The 19135-nt window shown below is 53.5% G+C and carries 19 protein-coding genes and 1 pseudogene; 5 read left to right on the top strand and 15 right to left on the bottom strand.

Annotation, left to right across the window (positions count from 1 at the left end; genetic code table 11):
• Positions 1-4: 4 nt before the first annotated feature.
• The 3 genes from QRN31_RS29520 to QRN31_RS29510 all read right to left on the bottom strand — a co-directional run bounded on the left by QRN31_RS29520 (position 5) and on the right by QRN31_RS29510 (position 2696).
• Entirely contained in the window at positions 5-1186 is a 1182-nt protein-coding gene (locus QRN31_RS29520) for a DUF6384 family protein (RefSeq protein WP_285436332.1), read from the bottom strand.
• A gap of 48 nt (positions 1187-1234) precedes the next feature.
• The gene (locus tag QRN31_RS29515; RefSeq protein WP_285436330.1) at positions 1235-2359 is read right to left on the bottom strand and encodes a DUF6384 family protein; all 1125 of its coding nucleotides are present in this window, start codon (positions 2357-2359) and stop codon (positions 1235-1237) included.
• Between the two features lie 163 nt (positions 2360-2522).
• Positions 2523-2696, bottom strand: coding sequence for a hypothetical protein (locus tag QRN31_RS29510; RefSeq protein WP_285436329.1), 174 nt, complete (start codon positions 2694-2696; stop codon positions 2523-2525).
• Between the two features lie 267 nt (positions 2697-2963).
• Between QRN31_RS29510 and QRN31_RS29505 the strand changes: the two genes are divergently transcribed.
• From QRN31_RS29505 to QRN31_RS29495, 3 genes are all read left to right on the top strand, one after another.
• A complete protein-coding gene (locus QRN31_RS29505; RefSeq protein WP_285436328.1) occupies positions 2964-3203 on the top strand; it encodes a hypothetical protein in 240 nt (79 codons plus the stop codon).
• A gap of 299 nt (positions 3204-3502) precedes the next feature.
• Positions 3503-4216, top strand: coding sequence for a TIGR02391 family protein (locus QRN31_RS29500; protein ID WP_285436327.1), 714 nt, complete (start codon positions 3503-3505; stop codon positions 4214-4216).
• Positions 4217-4415: 199 nt separating this feature from the next.
• Entirely contained in the window at positions 4416-5375 is a 960-nt protein-coding gene (locus QRN31_RS29495) for a HEPN domain-containing protein (protein WP_285436326.1), read from the top strand.
• Positions 5376-5835: 460 nt separating this feature from the next.
• Here the strand turns inward: QRN31_RS29495 and QRN31_RS29490 are convergent, their stop codons facing one another.
• A complete protein-coding gene (locus QRN31_RS29490; protein WP_285436324.1) occupies positions 5836-7290 on the bottom strand; it encodes a PIN domain-containing protein in 1455 nt (484 codons plus the stop codon).
• Between the two features lie 312 nt (positions 7291-7602).
• Here QRN31_RS29490 and QRN31_RS29485 point away from each other — a divergent pair, with 312 nt between their 5' ends.
• Positions 7603-8595 (top strand): putative phage abortive infection protein, encoded by a 993-nt coding sequence (locus tag QRN31_RS29485; RefSeq protein WP_285436322.1) that lies wholly within the window; start codon positions 7603-7605, stop codon positions 8593-8595.
• Between the two features lie 163 nt (positions 8596-8758).
• On the opposite strand, the gene QRN31_RS29480 is transcribed toward QRN31_RS29485, so the two are convergent.
• Complete coding sequence (locus tag QRN31_RS29480; protein WP_285436352.1) at positions 8759-8938, bottom strand: OprD family outer membrane porin; 180 nt, start codon at positions 8936-8938, stop codon at positions 8759-8761.
• Between the two features lie 196 nt (positions 8939-9134).
• Entirely contained in the window at positions 9135-9746 is a 612-nt protein-coding gene (locus QRN31_RS29475; RefSeq protein ID WP_285436320.1) for an AbiU2 domain-containing protein, read from the bottom strand.
• 104 nt (positions 9747-9850) lie between these two features.
• On the opposite strand from QRN31_RS29475, the pseudogene QRN31_RS29470 reads away from it, so the two are divergent.
• Positions 9851-9948 (top strand): annotated as a pseudogene (locus QRN31_RS29470) (transposase domain-containing protein); the annotation flags it as partial.
• Between the two features lie 35 nt (positions 9949-9983).
• Here QRN31_RS29470 and QRN31_RS29465 read toward each other — a convergent pair.
• From QRN31_RS29465 to QRN31_RS29425, 9 genes are all read right to left on the bottom strand, one after another.
• The gene (locus tag QRN31_RS29465; protein ID WP_285436319.1) at positions 9984-10481 is read right to left on the bottom strand and encodes a GrpB family protein; all 498 of its coding nucleotides are present in this window, start codon (positions 10479-10481) and stop codon (positions 9984-9986) included.
• A gap of 324 nt (positions 10482-10805) precedes the next feature.
• Positions 10806-11597, bottom strand: coding sequence for a PDZ domain-containing protein (locus tag QRN31_RS29460; protein WP_285436318.1), 792 nt, complete (start codon positions 11595-11597; stop codon positions 10806-10808).
• A gap of 317 nt (positions 11598-11914) precedes the next feature.
• Positions 11915-12208 carry a fructose-bisphosphate aldolase gene (locus tag QRN31_RS29455; protein WP_285436317.1) on the bottom strand — a complete coding sequence of 98 codons (294 nt, stop codon included), beginning with the start codon at positions 12206-12208 and terminating at the stop codon, positions 11915-11917.
• Positions 12209-12772: 564 nt separating this feature from the next.
• Positions 12773-12991: a PLD nuclease N-terminal domain-containing protein gene (locus QRN31_RS29450; RefSeq protein WP_090182949.1), complete on the bottom strand. Its 219-nt coding sequence runs from the start codon at positions 12989-12991 to the stop codon at positions 12773-12775.
• A 173-nt stretch (positions 12992-13164) separates the two neighbouring features.
• A complete protein-coding gene (locus tag QRN31_RS29445) occupies positions 13165-14859 on the bottom strand; it encodes a phospholipase D-like domain-containing protein (protein ID WP_285436315.1) in 1695 nt (564 codons plus the stop codon).
• 171 nt (positions 14860-15030) lie between these two features.
• A complete protein-coding gene (locus tag QRN31_RS29440; protein WP_222586076.1) occupies positions 15031-16446 on the bottom strand; it encodes a purine-cytosine permease family protein in 1416 nt (471 codons plus the stop codon).
• Positions 16447-16732: 286 nt separating this feature from the next.
• Positions 16733-17884 (bottom strand): acetylornithine deacetylase, encoded by a 1152-nt coding sequence (argE, locus tag QRN31_RS29435; RefSeq protein WP_285436314.1) that lies wholly within the window; start codon positions 17882-17884, stop codon positions 16733-16735.
• Positions 17881-18558 carry a DUF1028 domain-containing protein gene (locus QRN31_RS29430; protein ID WP_285436313.1) on the bottom strand — a complete coding sequence of 226 codons (678 nt, stop codon included), beginning with the start codon at positions 18556-18558 and terminating at the stop codon, positions 17881-17883. The genes argE and QRN31_RS29430 overlap by 4 nt, the downstream gene beginning before the upstream one ends.
• Positions 18559-18718: 160 nt before the next feature.
• The gene (locus QRN31_RS29425) at positions 18719-19135 is read right to left on the bottom strand and encodes a RidA family protein (RefSeq protein ID WP_017338215.1); all 417 of its coding nucleotides are present in this window, start codon (positions 19133-19135) and stop codon (positions 18719-18721) included.

Here is a 19135-nt window from a genome sequence, read left to right as displayed (position 1 = left end):
GGCATTACCCGTTCAGCATCATGTCGAAGTTATTGGCAACCCGCTGGCGGGTGTCGATCCGTCCGATCCAGAGCATATATCCGGCGGCTTTCATTTTTTGGGTCAAGTGATTGATCTTCCCTTCAGCAGCATCCGTGTCACCCTTTTCCAGATCGGCATCGATCTCGCGAATGATTCCATCCAGTTCGCCGCGCAGGTCATCTGCAATTATTCGGGAGTCGAGGCGACTTTTCAGTTCATTGAGGCGCCGGGTCTGGAGTGTCAGCGCATTGGTATCGAGCAAATCATTATTGAGATCGCGGTAGGCGAGGAACGCATCCTGATAGCCAGTATTGTTGTCGATTCGTCCAAGCTGCTGTTCGAGAAGGGCCAGTCGTTGATAAAGATCGCTGGATTGCGCAATGGCGGCTGACTTTTTCGGATTCTGCTGTAGCTCTTCGATTCCCTGGCGCATCCAGATAATCCCGCCGGCAAACTTCATGTCTTCTTCGACTTTGGGGAGGGTACGCCAGAATGTGTCTTGTGCGTTCCTGAACGCTATCACCTGCTGTTCGATCTCATCCACATTGTCACGATTGATAGGTTCGCTTGTGCTGATGCCTCTGAGGTCATCGCCAGAAGGCAACGCTTGCTGTACACGCTTGAGTAGCCGACTGACGTTCGCGTCCGGATGTTCGGCGTTGCTTCGTCGCAAGGTGTCGAGCTTTTTGTGCTGCACTTCAAGCGCTCTGCTCATGTCAGAGGCGAGGCTGTCGAGGCGGCGAGCCTCGCGATTGATTTCCGGCACTTTCACCCGATAACTCGCGTACTTGACGAGGGGCACGAACGCCAGGCAGAGACACAGTGTCACGGCAAGCAAGAATACGCTGCGGCCGGAAAACCATGGTTCGGCATTCAGGGGACCCCTCTGGCGATTGATCAAGGTCCGGACCAACCAAGCGTTGAGACCGTTGAGCGACGGTGCTTCGAACATCAAGCGATGAGCAAAAAACTGGCGTACGCCTTGCTCGATCAGATCATCGTCGAAAACGATGTCCTGGTTCCGGTAATAGGTGCGAATGCGCTCGGCAATTTCAGCGCGGCGCTGAGGCAGGTCGAGGTGTTCCTGAACCTGCCTCTGCTCGTGACGCAGCTCATCGACGAACGCCATCGCTGTCAGCTGTTCGGAGAGTGGAATGCGGCTCATCGGGTGTCCTTTCTTGATGTTCTCGGCACTGCGTGGCTCGACCGGTCTTTATTGGGACCAGTAACCGGCGGCTTTGAGTCGTTTGGTCAGATGACTGATTTTTCGCTCGGCTGCGTCTGAGTCGCCGTTCTTGAGTTCGGCATTTATCTCGCGCATTTTCACCTGCAATTCCTCACGAAGTTCCTCGGGGATGGACTTTTCTTCCAGGCGTTTACTTAGCGCATACGCACGCTGAGTCTGTAGCTCAAGCAAGTCTTTATCCGGCCACAGGTCACTACTGAGTTCTCTGTATGTGGAGGATGCATCCATGTGGCTGTCAAAGCTGTTGACGTTTTTCAGCTGTTGATCAAGCTCGGCCAGACGTCCGTCCAGGTCACTGAATTGCGCGAGGGCGGCTGCTCGTTTCGGGTCTTGCAACATCTCCTTGATGCCCTCGCGTATCTCGAGGATGCCGCGGGCATACTTGATGTTTGTTTCGGCGGTATACAGAGCACCTTTGATTGCGTTTTTTTCTGCCTTGAGCGCATTGATCTGTGGTTCGATAACAGCCACGTTGGCGCGACTGACCGATTCGGAGGCACCGACTTCTGTGCGGATATCGCTTGCAGGTATCGCTTTCTGCGCACGTTCCAGCAGTTGGGATACGTGCGCGTCCTGCTGCTGCGCGTTCCTTTTCTGAAGAGCAATCAGCTCCCTGCGCTGCTTATCCACTTCCTTGTACAGTTCTATGCGTTCATTTCGCACTTCGGCTGCGGTGCGGACGACGTTACGGATGTCGTCATCACTGTAGAAGGTGGTTATGTAGCGCGAGTTCTGCGAATAGGCGCTCCACACGAAGAACACGATGAACGCAGCCAGGAACGTCTTAATGAACCCACCCCAAAACCGCATCTTTGAACGGTGAGTGAGGCTCTTGACCAGCCAGGCATCGAAGCCGTTTAGTGGCGGCGCTTCAAACTTCAAACGATGGGCAAAGACCTGACGAACGCCTTGCTCGATCAGTTTATCGTCAAAAGCGATGGTATTGCTCAGGTAATAGGCGCGAATGCGCTCGGCGATTTCAGCACGGCGCCGCGGCAGATCGAGGTGTTCCTGGACCTGCCTTTGCTGATGACGCAGCTCGTCGACAAAGGCCATTGCCCCCAACTGTTCGGAGAGTGGAATGCTGCTCATCGGGTGTCCTTTCCAGATTGGGGCTTGGTGCGAAATGGCGCGCGCAGCAGAGTATACCGAAGCAAAAAAACGAAAATACCGGCTTCATTCAAGAAACTCGAAAAGGCACGCGACAGGCGTTAACCGACGGAAGTTTTTTCACCTCCGTCAGTGCACTATTCAACTAGGGCGCCAAGGACTTGCATTGATTGCGCATCCCGTCGTCCTTGATGTTTTGGCAACCTCCAGAGCCTTGCAGGGCTTTGCAGTAATTGCGCTGGTCATCATTGCGGATGTTTTCGCAAATGGCGTAAACGTAGCTGCTGGACATCAGCATCACTGCGAGGATTAGTCTCATCGCACACATCCTTGATTGCCAGGGAGCCGGCTGGCGCGCAATGGTCCAGGATGAATGGGAACTCGTATGAGCCGTGCCCTCAGTGATTCAAGGCATTACATTGGCTGCGCAGGTTGCAGCGGAACATGGGTGATCGCTGCGTCCCGGCATGTCGGGCGCATTCTCAGGAGATAATTGATTAACGCTGGCGATGTACCTGTGGGGCAAGTGGTACAAGGTTACGTAACCTTTGTAGGGAGTGAGGGGCCGTGGATCGGAGCGCAGTTCATGAGCTTCAGTTATAGCGCCAATGGGAAGCGGTTTCACAAGTCTCTCAACGAAACCATTGACGCTTGGTCAACTGCAACTCTGCGTAAAGCCTCATACGGGCTGAAGGTAGGCGACCCAGTGTCGGTTTGGTGCTCTCTCAGCGACCCGGACGTGTGTTGCATCGGCGAAAAACCAGCTGAAAAACCAGCATTGTTGCGTTTGATTGAGGCTCTGGGAGCGATAGGCTATTTAAGTTGATCCACATTGTCCAAGCCGACATGTTTTGAGGCGTTTGCTGTGTAGGCGTGCTGGATAATCCGATGCGTGAATTCTGGCGCTGCAATGGCAGTTTCTGGCCGTTTTCTGCCTCTCGCGACAGGCAGAAAACGGCCAGAAGCCGACGGCGGCGCCAAGTAAACTCAACCCTGATGAACAGTCGTGCATCTACGACATTGGAGGGAGAGATTCGATATGATTGATCTTGCTTGGCGACTCCTCGTCCATTCGGCTACGAAGGCTATAGTCTGTGATCAGTCGAACTGTAGCAGGTACATTTTATGCCGCGTCTTAAGGATATTTACCCAACGACCATTCAGCTGTGTGACGCGCCTTTGCTGGACTTGAGTGAGGCCGTTCTGCAAGTCTTGGGCAGCCAATTGCAGGGTTCTCAAAAAGCTGAGTGCGCCCATAACTTTCTTTCAAACGTTCTGACGGACTACGACCGAAGCGAGCTCGCAGCATTGGCATGTTCAGAATCATGGAGTTGGCTGTATAGCAACGGCTTTATTTGCCAACATCCGATTAGCGACAGCCCGTGGATGACCCTCTCACGCCTGGGGTGTAAACACTACGAGCAAAGCACGCCGTTGAAATCGTGGGTAGAGGATCGCCAGCTCCCAGAGGAGTTGCTCCACCCGTCACTACGGTCTGCCGCACTAAATCTGTTCAAGCAGGAAATGTTTGATACCGCAGTTTTTGAGGCGTTCAAGACTCTCGAAGTCTCCATACGCAAAGCAGCACTTCTCAGTGATGAATGGATTGGCACCAAGCTCACTACGCATGCTTTTGCTCCGAAAATTGGCCCATTGACAGATAAAAAGGCCGAATCGGGCGAGCAGCAAGCATTGATGCAACTGATGTCAGGCGCAATCGGTAGTTATAAGAATCCTCAAAGCCATCGGCATGTAGGGCTTGAGGCGTCCGAGGCACGGGAGATGATCATTATGGCGTCTCACTTGCTCGGCATCGTCGACAGCCGCCGTGCGTCATAGCGGCATCCTCGTTCACGGTAAGTACCATTTTTTTAAGGAGGCAGTTAGTGGCCAGAAGCAGCTATTCGGTCACCGGTTTTCTGGATACATCACATTCTTCCTGCGGGATTGCGAAAACTAAAAATATGTATCTCGACACGATACCTGACGCTATGCTCAGAGCCTCCATACATGTTCTTTTTCGCAAAGGATCTGCCCAATGGGAAAATTTTCATGGCCAGCCTATCCCTTGGCAGAGGCTGAGTTTGAACATCTCATGGCCGCTGCTGATAAAGCGTTAGCAACTGAAGGCTTGACGCCTTTTCAAAGGCCACTTCATGTTGGACGTTTATTTTGGGAGGCTTTTGGTTGGAGCGGTCGTATGACTCCGCCTGATGAGCTAGCGGACCTGCCTGGTTACCAAGGTGATGTTCTGATGGCCAAGGCTCTTCGTTGGTATACACAAACTCTTGGTAACCGGTTGAAAATCTATTTCCAATTGGGGTACGTACCGGCTCGTCTTGCACAGACTATTTGGCGAGTTCGGATAGCTGGCTGGTATGGCTCCGTGGAATTTTTCCTACATAGAAATTTGCAAAATAAAGGATCTAGCAAAGGGAGCCAATCAAGCTTACCAAGCATGAACATACTTACACTCGTCGAAGATTTACCACAAGGGTTGGTAGACCGACTTACTAACGGTGAACTAGAAGCTCACTTCATGTACCACATGTTCGCTGTAGAAAATATCCAGTGGCTGGATAATCTTCCCCGCACAAATATGCTTAGCGTTGCGAAAGGTGATTATGCAGGCTCCACTCAGGAACTCCTCGCACACCGTTATCCCCAATCCCGATGGGCAGCGCAGCAATGTGTCGAAAAAACGTTGAAAGGTTTTTTGGAAATCGCTGGCATAGCTTATTCCAAGAGAGGAAAAGATGGTCACGACCTCAGCAAGCTGGCGAAGACTCTTCATGATGAACAAGGAATTTCAATAAATTCACACCTGATCGATATGGCTCACTGCTCTACCGGCGCGAGATACCAAGATGAACCATCCACGGAAAATCAGGCTTTCCAAGCCAACGTGGCCGCACTTCACATTTTCGACACACTGAGGAAAAGCCCAGAAATCGTCAGGTTGCTGGAAAATCACTATGCAAAAAACCCAAACTGTTAAGTTGCGGCACAATAACAAATGAAGTCGCAGGTATTTGCTGGTTTCAACGCCCACTTCTCAATGATTTTCGTCCAATAGCGAAAGTCAGCTATGGGGCGATTCTGTTTAAAAAGTCGGCCATGGTGCCACTGTAGAAAAGTACGCGCTTGAGATTGAAATCTTTCCATTGAACAGAGGATTCCGTACTCGGATTTCGCGTAGTCGCGCGCAAAAAAGGCGTTTTCAGTGGTAAATATGCGGACAGTCCAGAAAAACCGATTTTTCCAATAGAATCGGCCGAAAGCGGTCGCCAACCTCTTAGGTAGCCCCGGCTGAGCGAAGTATCATCGCCGAGGACGATTACGAGTCAGTGAACATTATACGGCGCATCACGGGGTGCAGCGTTCAAACTATAGGCAAACGGACCAAACGGATGCTTGCTGATGTCATGTGGTTTTGTGTGGAGGAGTAATTGCTAAGGTCAACGTAAGGGACTTCCCAATACCAACTCTTTTGCCTTGCTGAAGATCTCTACATCTTCGATCACAAACTCGACACTCTGTACCTTTTTGACTGGCTCTCTGATATTAGCTGCATGGACAGAAGCCTGAATTGCGCCACAAAAAGCGGAGTGCCCGGGCGCCACAACCAATCTGAGTTCAAAAGTTTCGGGCTCATCTTGGTGACGCCACTGTTCGCACTCGAACTCAACCCGAACCAACGGGGAGCCGGGACGGCCATCTTTCCAATAAAACGAATTTGGGTTGCGCACTTTTGACAAGCTGGAAAAATTGTGGAATGGGGGTTCGTGACCCATCGCAGTGATGTGGCGACTTGCGACCCCAAAGTGGTAGGGCATTTTGCTATCTGTAACCCATCTGCCTTCTGGAGTATGCGGTGGTATTCTCAGTTGCGGTGTTAGCTCACCTTTAATATCATCATCCTCGCTTGGTAGTTCCATCAATCCAAAATTTTTAGATAAGCTTTCAAAGCTGATGTTTACACTTGTGGCCGGGCTTCCTCCAGTGTTCACTAGGGTTGTGCTGACCACCCACTTCTCTTCAATCTTGTTTAGGCTTTCATGAAGGGCAGCGAGAGTGTCGCAGCAATCGTTGACCCATTTAATATATTGATCCTTGTATTTGGATATTTCCTCCTCGGTAGCAGGTACGAATCGTTCCGTTTGGCGGTGGCCGAATATAGAAGGTTGACTGCTAGATCTTTCCGCGATCTCGGTTGGGCCAAAGCTAGTGCTGATTGGATTGCGGGATTTCAGTATTTCTATAAGCTCTGATAATTGCGCTGAATTGAGTGCAATGTAATTTATTCGCGTGAATTTCCATGGTGTTCCATTGAAAGCAATATTGCATTGGGGTTCGATTTTTTTTATTCGCGTTAAATCGGCTTCCAATTCCCGAATTCGCTTCTGTTCCTCGTCATGTTCTGCGGTAAGTAACCAGTCATCTGGTACAGGCCGAAAAGGTACTCCTACTCGTTTGGACATTAGCAATGGCCCAGTATCGTGGGATAGCAATACAACATCATGATTGTGATTTTGTTGGTAAGCGTGCGCTATCCCAACTATGTTATCATCTGCATGGTTGTAGTTTAGAACGCTATTTAGCTCTTCAGAAGGTTCGAAATGTTGTCCGAGCATTAATACGAGGTTGGGGTTTGAGCCCTGTGTCGAGATTTCAATATCACCGCCCTCTAATAGAAAGCGTCGAAACAGAGAGCTGGCGTTTCTTGCGCGTTTTGCAAGTCGCCCAGGCCCACCTTTTTGATTGTCGACCTCAGTTATAACAGGCCTGGTGACAACTAACATGATTTTGTCATATTGTCCCAGCTGGTTCCAATCTAGCGCTTCTAGCTGTTTGCACTGAACAAAAACATTGGTGTCGGGGAAAACGTAGAGGATCCGGGGTGCGACTTCCATGCGAGAGGGTTCCTTGCTTCATGGTGTGGTGTTTTTACCAGCAAACCCGAGATTTTGCAACGTTGAACTGGGTCTACATAAATCCGAGAGTAGCCGCTTTAGAGAGGTCTTGTAAGTCCTCGGTGAGAACTGAGTCTCATCCACACATGGGAGTGGAAAAGGACACTAGCATACTGTATTTTTGTTTCGTGATAAGGGCGGCGTACGGCTTAGAATCGCAGCATGTATGTGTGTAATATCACGCAGCAGAATTTTGTATTTGAACACAGGGCCCGATTTGGTGAGTTAATTCGTGAAAAGGTAATCTCAGGGATGAATTTCAGAAGCTATCACAATATTTTCTTCGTAAGTGACGCGTTAGAACCGGATTCACCGCCAAGTCTGCGTATTTCACGCGTTCTACTTGCTTGTTTCGGCGCCATAGCGTTAATCGTTTTGATTTATGCGAGTGTTCTGGTATATGAAGCATGGCCAATTGGCGAATATTCGATCTCCAAGGCAGGCACATTCGGTGATAGTTTTGGTGCGTTAAACTGCCTTTTTACTGGGCTCGGGTTTGCCGGCTTACTCATTACTATTTTTTTACAGAGGGAAGACCTTAAGCTTACCAGGGCTGAGTTGTCTGAAACGAGAGTTGAGATAAAGCTTCAAAGTAGAACCTTCCGACAGCAACAGTTCGAAGAGTCTTTCTATAGGCTTCTCTTGCTGTATCGAAACAATTTGGCTGATTTGTCAATCCGACCTTTAAATACTGGCCAGCCTCGTCTGCATGGCATAGATGCACTCAACTCAAGGCTGCAAGATTTCGAACAGGCCTGTATAAAAAGGCTGTCATCTTTTCCTTCGAGCGGTAGCGAACTTGATAAAGATGATTACACGTACTGGCTATACAAGAACTGCAATGTACATTTTCCTAGACAGGCTAGGTATCTAGAGTCTCTAAATTCGATAATTTCGTTGGTAAGGGATGACTGCTATGATCAAGAAAGGCAAGAGAACTATTTGAAAATATTCTCTTCTCAGTTCACTATATATGAAATCAAATATATTTTTTATCAGGCCCTCTTAAATCCAAATTACGAAAGTATAAGGTCGGTATTGAGTTTATCTCAATCCTTTAAAGATCGTTTTTCGATTTCCAGTATTCCAGCCGGTCACTATCAAGCGATGGAGCACTTGTGGCACATTAGTCTGTCTCAGCGAAACCCAAATGACGACAGATTGTTCTATAGAGAGGATTTCCAAGCGGCGCGGACGAGGGAGGCGCAACGACGGCAAAAAGAGAAGAGAAAAGGGCGTCCCTAGAGGCATGAGTTTATGTCTGTAATATAGGAGAATATTTATGGTGCTATGATTTTTTGGTTATTTTAAAGTGCTCTGAATGACTGCTGGTAGGTGTTTTTGTATTTTTTAGGATGTATGAAAGGCCCTAAAAAACTAGGACCTTATAGACACTCCGTTAAAAGCCTCAGGTGGTCACCAGAGAGCGTAGATATAGTTGATAAAGGCTGGTTTGATCTTGGTCTTTAGCAGTGGTTTCTGGCAGCCCGGTGCGGTAGTTGGCTCGACGAAACGAGAAGCTGAGATCTTTCATCGGTCCGGTGTGGACCACGTAGTCCAGGCGAGCAAACTGTTCCCATTCGCACATATTATTGATTGATGTCGACTGACAGTAAGCGCAAATGTTAGGTGACCGCTTCTGATTGTTGCCCGTTGCAAAGGGCTGTAAACGACCCATAGCTGCCGGTCAGCAAAGGCAGAAATTGGCCGACTGCTGCTTGTCAGAAGTTTTCAAAAGCAGGCGGCCATCTTGGTGCGGCTCTCAAGTCGCTGCTTGAAATCACTCAATCAACTGTTCTCAGCTTCCTGAGCAGCAATGCGGCACCGCTTTCTTCAATGAATCGATCGTAAAGGAAGTCAACGTCGCGGGTTTTTTGCTGCACATATCTGAGAACATTACGAATAGCAGTGAGCATTTCCTCAATCTTCACTCTGCTGATCCCGCTCAGATGGACCGCCCCTTTTACTATGTGATAATCATGATCGTTGTGGGCTATCCGCTTGTTCCGATGCTCTCGAGCGTACCCCGTTTCAGCAAGGGCCAGGTCGCATAACTTCTGGATTTCACCTCGCATCACTGGATCTAAGACCAACGCGGGCAATGCACGCAAAGTTATATTTTTCTTTCCACTCATCGTCGCAGGATCAGTCAAAGCCGCTATTCGAAGCAGAACGCTATCCCACAACTCATCCTGTATCACCCTAAAAAACAAGCTGGCGGTACGGTTTAGAACATTGATATTTTCAGCACTAGTGCCGTATAGATGCACGTATTGCTGCCAGACAATACCTAGTTCAATTACTTCGTGATGCACTGCGAAGAAGACCGGCCCCAGCTCAGCTCCCATGGAGCTAACATATTCGTCACGCATTGCGCTTATGTTGTCCGTTTCCACTCTTACTCTCCTATATGTTCGGTACAAGATAGACCTATGGCTAGCGTAGCAATGCGCTGGAAACTCACCCATCGAAGATGTACCGTAACCGTCCGCGCAACACTGATCCGTATGCTTACTTGAAGGATGTTCTCACGCGTTGCCGACGCAGCGGGCGAGTGAGGTTGCTGAGCTGCTGCCGCATCAGTGGATACCCGTCTAGCTCTAGAGAGCTGATATGAACACGGACTGAATCCCCTAGGTGATATTCATCAAGGCGTCAATGTAGGGCGCCTTATGCGCGAGATATTCAGCAATGCCTCCCCGGTTGTTAGCTTCGAGCCGCAGCTTCAAATCCTGGTATTGCTTGCGGATAGTACAGTCTTCTCTTAACAGGTCGCGGAAACGTAACATTCGTGCAATCTGTCCATGACCAGCAACGCACACATGCATTTTATGAGTTCTCACCCCATCAACATCACGACGATAAAAGTGGTGTCCGGCGAAAAGATCGGTTCCCCGCACATAGCCCAATGTACGCATGAACTCGCTACGAGCCACCTCATTTATATGCTCCGACACCACAACCAAGATGTCGATTTCCGGTTTGGCAGAAAGCCCCGGAACGGCGGTGCTACCAACATGATGAGTTCCGATAAGCTCAGCACCGAAGCCCTCCGCTATTCGTCGGTTTTCGGCGGTAAAAAGTAGCGGCCACTGAGGGTTGTATGGAGAGATTTCACTGGTGAGGGCCATCAGCTGTCCTTGCGTCATAGTCGAAGGGGTAGAAGATTAACCTCGGTTCAAAAATTTTGAAATTTCTCTGCGACAGCTGTGTTGGTAGTCTGGTATCAAAAGTCCCGACTGATTGTGTTTTCGAGGAGGGCGTCTTGGCCGGACGCTACGATGTGCCAGCCTGGGGCCTCCTGGATGAACGCAATCTCGCGACCTGAGAGTCCGCTTTTGGCCGTTCACTGCCGTTCACTGCACGAAGCATGGTGGTTAAATCTGGCTCAAATGGCTTGTCAGCTCGATTACAAACGGCTGGACAAGCCTATGCAATCACCACATGGGCCTGAGCTACGGTATTGTTAATTTCTTTATAATGGATTTGCCACTACGGATAAGCATAACGTCGACCGTCTTTCCGCGGCGCGCGCGTACAAAGTCGGCAGCATTAGGAATTTGGTCAACGGAAAGATTATCTGCTTTAAGAATTGTATCTCCAGGAAGGAGATCCGCTTGATAGGCCGCAGAACCGCGCACAATGGAGGTAATCACAACAGCACGCTGTGTGCCAAGAGCTTGAGCTTCCGCAGTAGTAGGTGCGCGGAAATGCAGTCCTAAGGGCTGGTTGGTCCTAACGTAGTACGTGGCGGTCTGAAAGTAGCTATCCCGACTAACTTGAATCGCAGTCCATTGTTGCCCGGAAACAGTTCCATACGAAGAGCCATATGCAGTGGCTGATCCGCCATAGTTATTGTAAGCGGTCGCTTGCCCATAACTACTCACAGTTTGCTGAGTGGGAAGCGATACCGGTACAGCTTGGGTGTTGGTACGCTGGTAAACGGGCTCGTAGTAGACAACCAGATCAGCACCAACTACCCGACCTTGCTCAATTGCTTTCTGCTGTGTCGATAATTCGTCGCTGAACATACTAAAACCAAGTGCTTCATAGCTGTTTTCATAGTACGTCTGAACGTCCTGGACCGGGTTTGTGCCGAGCGCTAAAGTCGGCTCCGCAGGAGCGGGAGCTGTTCGATAGGCGGCGATATATTCCGGATTAGAAAGTGACTTGTAGCTTTTGGCGTAGGGGTTTGCGCAACCAGCTAGAGCGAGGAAGCCAACGATCATCAGTATGTTCTTGATCACAGCCATTTTCCCTATGAGCTATTTGATAGATGCCGTATGTCCGAGAGCAGACCGAGCCTAGAGCGTCGTCTAGCTCGCTGGCAAGGAAATCCTCTAAAAAAACAAAAGCCGTGCAGCTATGAGACCTTTGTGGGTGAACAGTTACGATAGCAGTTGTAGACCGTGGAATTAAATGTATACCCGAGCGGCCGCTTCTAGCCGATTGTCGCCTGGCACAATCCTCTGAATCCAGCGCCCAATCAAAAGCTGGAACTACAGCAAACGATCAAGTAACAAAAACCCGCATCAACGCGGGTTTTTTTTGGATTGAAATTCGTTCACTGGTCTTTGGGCGTATCAAACCCCCGCTGCTCAATCACCCGAAACACATCGCTCACGTCCTGAACCAGAATCCGGGCGATGTTGGTGACGGTGTTGATGTCGTGTTCGGCGTAGTCGGGGAGGCTGGTGCAGGCCATGAGGTTGAGGTATTTGAGGACGGCGTTGAGGCGTTCGCTGAGGCAGTTGTGGAGTTCGCGCAGCGGGGCGTCGTAGTCGATGAGCAGGACGGGGTATTCGGTGGCGAGTTGGGACATTGGGGTGAAACGGCGGGGCGAGTTTAGGGTTGACATGCTTATAGTCCTAAAAAATTAATCAAAGTCGTCAAAGTCCATTCACAGACGGAAACCGACCGTGTCATGTCTGACGGAATTGGTGATCTTCTTTTAGGGCTGCGAAACCCTGTCTCTGATGGTCATCAGTGACGGGGCGTACTTTAAGCGGTGATTTTCGTGCCTGCAAACGAGGTCGTAGGACTGAAAGACAGGTTGTTGGCCGATGGTGGAGACTGCGTTTGGCTGAGGAGCTGATGTGAATTCAGAAGTTGTTTAACTTCAGGTAGACCGTGTGTGCTGGGTTTACGGCTGCTGTGCTACCAAACGCAGTCTTCGTCAACCGCTACAGGAAGTGAGCGTGTTTAAAATCTCCGTGGGAATCGCGGCTGCATCACCGTCCAGAGTCAGTAAGATCTCTCGCCACAGATGGCGATGTCCTACACAAATTTCAGACGATGAAATTCCAGCTTTCGGCGATTCGAACACCGAATGAATCGCCAGAAACAACACAGCCCCAATTCATCGGGGCTGTGTTGTCTGGAATCACGCAGTTTCCAAATCCCTATCGCATACCCGTCAACATCATTGCCCAGCCTGCGGCGCATGCGGATTGTGCTCAGTGTGCTTCGGTCCCGCCACAGCCCACGCGATCACCCCAATCAGTGGCACAAACACGATCACCACGATCCATAACAGTTTGTTGCTCGACTTGCCCTGGGCTTTGCGCACCCGGTTGATCGCCCACAACTCGATCAGCAACAGAACGGCTGTCAGTACGATCCAGATTGTTTCGATTTGCATGGGTCACCCTCCAGATAGTCTTTTGTTAGGCGGGTGGTGGTGGGCAGGGTTCATTAAATTTCGGGAGGCGAGACGTTGCTCGCGATGGCGGGCTGTCAGTCAAATGGATATTGGCTGCCAGTGCGTCATCGCGAGCAGGCTCGCTCCCACAGGTTTACAGGTCAGCGCCGTCGTCAGTGAGAGAACAACTGCCGGTCTCGTTCTTTCTGTGAGCCCTGGACGTAGTAGTCCTCAAACCAGGCGGGCTGGCCGGTGATGGCGGTGGGTTTGCGCAGCGTCATGGGTGGCGGGTGTCCGGCAACGCCTCCGGCTGCCGGTTCGAAGGCTTTTTTCATGTCGGTGCGAAAGTGCAGGTGATCGAACACCAGCAGCGCTTCAATGGCGTAGGCCTGCGCAATTCGGCCATCTTCGATCAGGATCAGGTGGTCGCCGTTGTGTTCTTCGCCGGCAACGGAGAGGTTCGAGGAGCCGGTGAAGACTTTGGCGCTGGGCAGGTTGAAGTCGGTGACCACGAATTTGTTGTGCACGGAGACGCCGCTGCCGCCGGCCCACTCGCTGCGGAAGGGTTCCGGTGCGTTCTTGGCCAGGTATTCGAAATCGACTTCAGCCGAGGTGCCATCGGGCTTGGTTACGTCCATGCCCGAGGGTTTGTCGCTGACGCCATAGCTGAAGATCGGCCGTTTATAGAGGCGAGTGATCGAATCGAACGTGGGGCCCGAAACGATCAGGTTAAGGAAGGCGATGTTGAACAGCACCGAACTGGTGGCCTGGTCGATTGCGCCTCCTAACGGGCTGAGCGAGAGGTTTGCGCTTTCGTGGGGTGAAAAGCAGAAGTGCAGGCGCGGGCCTTGGGTTTCGATGACGTGCCATTTCTTGGCCAGGTCGCTGTCGGCGAAGTGGTCCGGGTCATTGAAAGAGGCGTCGAAGACTTGACCGAATAGCGCGGCCACCGCCGGTTCCGAGAACAGCAGCGCGTTGTTGTTTTGCACGTAGCAGCCGCGAAAGCTGAAATTGGTGGAGCCGCACAGGACTTTGTAAGGCACGCCATTGCGCCGGGCGATGAGCACTTTATGGTGTTGTAGCCCCTTGAAATGAGTGCGGTGGACGTTGGCCGCGCCAGCGGATGCGGCCAGGCGGATGGCGGCTCTCGTCTCGCAGCTGGTAGGGGCGTGGTGATCGCCAGCGTCGTCGATGATGATTCTCAGGCGACTGCCGAGTTTCTCGAATGAACCGACAATGTCGGGCTCGTTGAGGTCATAGGCGAGCACATCGAGCGTGGTGTTGGTGTCCTGAATGACTTCGTTGAGCACGCCGAAGATCATGTCGACGGCTTCAAAACCCAGCCACTCATAGATTGCCGGGTCGGTCTTCGGGTGGTCGAGACCGTCTTCGCTCTTCGATGGAATCAGGCTCTTTCCGTATTCATTGACGTTCATGCCGCTGGGCACTCGATCCACAAACGCCTGGGAAGAGGTGAAGCCCCGGGTAAAACCGATATCGACGATGCCTTCGTAGCTGATGGGGTCCAGGTCAATCGCCAGTTCAATGGACGTGCCGGCAACCAGTTGGCCGTCCGTGGGCATGTGCATCAGGGTGCCCCGGTAGGTGAACGTGCCGTGCCCGGTTTCATGGGGAAAGTGAATCCAGCGAAATTTCTGGAACGGTGCAGTGAGCGACGAGAACTTTCGCGCGCCGCTGACGGCTTCTGCGGTGGGTTTGTCGTACTCGAAGGCGATGCGATTGGGCAGGGGCGTGAAGTCCGCGTCGCCGGGGAATTTGCACTCAATGGCAAACCCGACGAAGGTGGCGGCGGGGGCTTCGACGTCGAAGCCGATCATGCACGTGCGCTCGCCGCGCCAAAGTTTCATGGTGAATCCGTCAGTCGTCCTTGCGATGAAATCAGTCATGGTAAGTACTCGAGTGTGTGACGCGAGGTTATCTGGCCTGGTTCAGCGTAGAGCAAGACGGCGATGGCTTCGTGACATTTGTATGGCAGGGAGGGCAGAGCACGGCGTGGTCTGCCCTCGGCGTCCTGGGTTTTACAGGCTGTTGGCGAGTTTTCCGGTCGAGAGACGACGCTTGTACGCGCTGTCACGGTTCGCCAGCCAGTAGTAGAGCGGCGAGGTGATCAGCAGGCCGACCAGCCACGACAGGTCCGCGCCATTGATGTGTTCCGAAATCGGCCCGACGTACAGCGGCGTGTTCATGAACGGAATCTGCACCACGATGCCGATCGCATACGCCAGCAACGCCTGCGGGTTGTACCGGCCATAGATGCCGCCGTCGACCTTGAAGATCGAACCAATGTCGTACTGACCTTTGTGAATCGCATAGAAGTCGATCAGGTTGATCGCGGTCCACGGCACCAGCACCACGAGCAGCACCAAGACCATGTCGACGAAGTGGCCGATGAAGTTAGCCGAGGCGCCGACGGCGGCGAAGCAGCACGCGGCGAGGACGATGACCGAGAGCACGGCGCGGCTTTGGGCGGTGGGAATCCAGCGGTAGGCGAAGGTTTGCACCAGGGTGATCAGCGACAGCACGGCGCCGTAGAGGTTAAGGGCGTTGTGGCTGATGACGCTGAGCAGAAACAGCACCAGCATCAGCGGGCCAATGGAGCCGGTGGCGAGTTTGACCGCGTCCATGGTGTCCATGCCCACGGGCGTGGCGAGCACGGCGACGGCGCCGAAGATGAACGAGAGGCTGGAGCCGAGCACGGTGCCCAGGTACGTGGTCCAGAACGTGGCGGCCACGGGTACGTTGGCTGGCAGGTAGCGCGAGTAGTCGGACACGTACGGTGCGAAGGCGATTTGCCAGAGCGCGGCGAGGGACACGGTGGCCAGCCAGCCGGAGATGTTGAAGCTGCCGCGAGTGAGGAAATCGGCGGTCTGCACGTGGGTGAAGATGTAGCCGAAACCGAGCACGATGCCAGCGCCGAGGACCCAGGTGCCGATGCGGTTGAGCACGTGGATGAAGCGGTAGCCGATGATGCCGATGATGCCCGAACCGAGCGCACCGATGACGATGCCGACGGGCACCGGCACGCTGTCGACTACGCCGTGCAAGGACTTGCCGGCGAGGACGATGTTGGAGGCGAAGAAACCGATGTACATGATGCCGGCAATCAGCACCACCAGCAGCGCGCCGAGGGAGCCGAACTGGGCACGGCTCTGAATCATTTGCGGGATGCCCATCTGCGGGCCTTGCGCCGAGTGCAGCGCCATCAGCACGCCGCCGACCAGGTGGCCGACAAGAATGGCGACGATGCCCCACACCAGGTTCAGGTGAAACATCTGCACGCCCAGGGCGCCGGTGACGATGGGCAACGGCGCGATGTTGCCACCGAACCAGAGGGTGAACAGGTCGCGGGTTTTGCCGTGGCGATCTTCGGGCGGCACATAGCCGATGGTGTGTTTTTCGATGAGCGGGGCGGAGGTTGTTGCAGGGGTAACCATGACGGACTCCAAGGCAATTTGAGTACGTGGACGTACTTCGGTGAGCGCCACGCGAGGGCGACGCTTTTCTTGTTGGAGTGGATGATGTGCGGTGGGGGCGGATAGATAAATTAGTAAGATTGTGGGTATAGACGTTAAAAAATGTATGCCGTTTGGACGGTGAAAAACCTGTGGGAGCTAGCCTGCTGGCGATAGCGATCGGACAGTCAAGATTGATTTGACTGACAGATCGCTATCGCCAGCAGGCTAGCTCCCACAGGGGGTTTTTGGGTGTTCAAGACCCTGTTTATTCAGTAATCGATAGCAGCATCCGTTGCAGCATGGCGTCGCAGGCGTTGAGTTGTTCGAGGCTGACGAATTCGTCCGGTTTATGGCCTTGATCCATGCTGCCGGGGCCACAGACGACGGTGGGCATTCCAGCCGCGTCGAACAGGCCGCCCTCGGTGCCGAACGCCACGGTGTCGAATTCTCGGGAGCCGCAGAACGTCGCAATCAATTCAGCCGCTTCACTGCGCGCATCCGTCGCCAAGCCGGGGTACGCCGACAGCTCGCTGAAGCGAATGTCGCTCTGCTCACTCACGGCGCGCATGCGCGGCAAAACGTGCTGCTCGGCATAGGCTTGAAGAGACTGTGCGACCTCGCTCGGATCATGCGCGGGCAGGGCGCGGATTTCGAAGTCGAAGCGGCAATCGGCGGGGACGATGTTCAGTGCTTTGCCGCCAGAGATGACGCCGGTTTGCACGGTGCTGAACGGCGGATCAAACCGCGCATCGTGGTGCTCGGGCGCTTTGAGCCGGGTGCCGATTCGTCCCAGTTCACCGATCAGTTCGGCGGCGTATTCGATGGCGTTGACCCCGAGCGGCGCATAGGCGGAGTGGCAGGCTTGGCCGTGAATGTCGCAGCGCATCGCCAGTTTGCCTTTATGCCCGAGTACCGGCTTGAGTTCGGTCGGTTCGCCAATGATGCAGAGCATCGGTTTGACCGGGCGCTGTTGCAGTTCCGCCAGCAGCGAACGCACGCCGAGGCAGCCGACTTCTTCGTCGTAGGACAGCGCGATGTGCACGGGCCGCCGCAACGATGCCTTCATCAGGCAAGGAACGAGGGCCAGCACACAGGCGATGTAGCCTTTCATGTCTGCCGTGCCGCGACCGTACAGTTTGCCGTCGCGCTCAGTGAGTTCGAACGGCGCCACGCTCCACGGCTGGCCATCGACGGGCACCACGTCGGTGTGGCCCGACAGCACGATGCCCGGCAACTGCGCCGGGCCAATCGTGGCGAACAGATTGGCCTTGCTGCGTTGCTCGTTGTAGATCAGCTCGCACGGCACGTCGAAGCCGGCGAGGTAGTCGCGCACGAACTCGATGAGTTGCAGGTTGGATTCGCGGCTTGTGGTGTCGAACGCCACCAGGGTTTGCAGCAAATCGCGGCTGCTGCTCATCGGTCGTCTCCGGCGACGCCGTAGCCTGGGGATTTATCGGGCGCGAGGGCGCGGTCGATGTAGTCCTGAACCTGTGGGCGATAGGCGTCCCAGAGTTTTTCCAACGCGCCGATAGGGTTTTCATCCGCCCAATCGACCCGCAGGTTGATGATCGGCCAGGTCAATTCGCCGACCACCACCATCGCTGCCGAATGCACCGGCCCAGCCTCACCGCCGGCGGCGATGGCGGCTTTCATGGCCGCGAGCAAGCGGTCAGCGAGTTGGCCTTCACCGTGCTCGAACGCCTCGACCATCGCCTCGATCACCGAGCGGTCCGCTAGCATATTGCCGGCGGCGACGCACTGCTCGCCGGACACGGCGTTGTGGTTGCCCAGGGTTTGCGCGCCGCTGAAATGCGCGGTCTGGCCGAGGTGGTCGATGGCGGTGATCTGACGGTATTGGCTGTAGCCGTTGCGCGTGAGCACCTTGTCCAGCGCTTCGGCGGGGGCGAGGCCTTGCTCCATCAGAGCGAGGACGTCCGGGCCTAATGACGGCAGGGTGATGTTTTGCGTGGAGACCGCACCGACACCCGGCAGCAGCCAGGGGCAACGGGCGCCGACGGCGATGCTGGAGGAACTGATCGCGATGCCGAACTGACCGGTTTCGGGGCAACGGGCGGCGATGGAGAAGGTCATGGTTTTGCTCCTTGGTTTGCCTTGGCAAATAAGTTGTCTGGGCTGGCCTCATCGCGAGCAGGCTCACTCCCACACTTGGATCTGTGTCGTACACAAAATCTGTGTTCGCTGAAGATCCCCTGTGGGAGCGAGCCTGCTCGCGATAGCCGCGACGCGGTCTTTACTCAGGAATCACCGCAATCACATCAATCTCCATCAACCACTGCGGCTGCCCGAGTGCCGACACCACCAGCCCGGTGGAAATCGGGAACACGCCTTTAAGCCACTTTCCGACTTCCTGATACACCGGCTCGCGATACCGCGGATCGATCAGGTAAGTCGTGGTTTTAACGATGTGGCTAAGGTCGCTACCGGCTTCTTCCAGCAACTGCTTGACGTTGCGCATGGCTTGCTCGGCTTGCGCACGCGGGTCACCCAGGCCCACCAGTCTGCCCTCGAAATCGGTGCCGACCTGGCCACGAACATAAACGGTGTTGCCGGCCCGGACCGCCTGGCACAGATCGTTGTCCAGGCTCTGGTTCGGGTAGGTTTCCTTGGTGTTGAACATGCGAATACGGGTATGGGTTGGCGTGGACAT

Source organism: Pseudomonas sp. fls2-241-R2A-110 (genome assembly GCF_030209165.1).
GTDB lineage: Bacteria > Pseudomonadota > Gammaproteobacteria > Pseudomonadales > Pseudomonadaceae > Aquipseudomonas.
The sequence above is the reverse complement of the archived record's forward strand: the minus strand, read 5'-3'. Positions and strand labels throughout refer to the sequence as shown.